Source organism: Allobosea sp. LC85 (assembly GCF_000735605.1).
Lineage (GTDB): Bacteria > Pseudomonadota > Alphaproteobacteria > Rhizobiales > Beijerinckiaceae > Allobosea.
The window spans coordinates 1-1010 of record NZ_JPKG01000074.1 but is presented as its reverse complement, the minus strand read 5'-3'; the positions used below and the strand labels follow the sequence as shown (position 1 = coordinate 1010).

The 1010-nt window shown below is 72.4% G+C and carries 2 protein-coding genes; both read left to right on the top strand.

The genetic code is table 11. The features are described 5' to 3' along the window. Nucleotides 1-514: ATP-binding cassette domain-containing protein (locus FG93_RS30920; RefSeq protein WP_043242779.1), on the top strand; the 514-nt coding region annotated here is incomplete at its 5' end. Beyond that, on the top strand, nt 511-1010 hold a 500-nt coding region (locus tag FG93_RS30915), incomplete at its 3' end, for a hypothetical protein (RefSeq protein WP_043242777.1). The genes FG93_RS30920 and FG93_RS30915, both read left to right, overlap by 4 nt.

Here is a 1010-nt window from a genome sequence, read left to right as displayed (position 1 = left end):
GGAGAACATCTCGCGGCTCTCCGACGAGAGCGACGCCGCCGGGGTCGTGGCGGCGGCGCAGGCGGCCGGCATCCACGAGATGATCGTGCGGCTGGCCGATGGCTACCAGACCCAGCTCGGGCCGCAGGGCGCGGCGCTCTCGGCCGGCCAGCGCCAGCGCATCGGCCTGGCGCGGGCGCTCTACGGCAACCCCTTCCTGGTCGTCATGGACGAGCCGAACTCGAATCTCGACGGCGAGGGCGAGAGCGCGCTCAAGGTGGCGATCGAGGCGGTCAAGGAACGCGGCGGCATCGCGATCATCGTGGCGCACCGGCCAAGCGCGCTCGCCGCCGTCGACTTCGTCGGCGTCATCCAGACCGGCAAGCTCGCCGCCTTCGGGCCCAGGAACGAGATCCTGACCCCGGCGACGACGCAGGTGGCCCCGGCCAGCGCGCCGGCCGCAGCGCTGCGGATGCCGCAGGCCAGTCCCCTCGCAACTGCCTTCAAGCCTCCGCATGAACGGGTGTCGGCATGATCGCGATCAAGACCCTGAAGTCGCAGGCGCCGGGCGCGCCCACCGCGGAGCAGAGCTACCGCAGGATCACGGACGAGGACGCGGCGACGTCGCGCTGGCCGGCGCTGGTCGTGCTCGCGCTGACGGCGGTCGCGATCTACGTCAGGAGCCTCTTCCCCAGCCACGCCAAGTCCGAGCTCGGTCCGCCCACCGAGCCCCCGGCCGAGGATGCGGCTGGGGGAGGCCCACAGAGGCAGGCCCAGGCCGAGGACGCGGACAAAGAGGACGAGGACGAGACCGGCTCGATCAAGAAGGAGCCCGAGGCCGACCAGGCGCCCGGCTCCGGCGGCCAGGCCGTCGGCACGGCGGGGCTTGCCGCCTTCCTCGGCATCGATTCCCCGCCGATCGATTACGAGCAGCTGCCGCTGCGCCGCTTCTCGCCGGCGAAGCTCGAGGATGTCTTCGGCGGCGATCCGGCCAGCAACGACAACCTGACGCTCGGCAGTGGCGGCGGCCT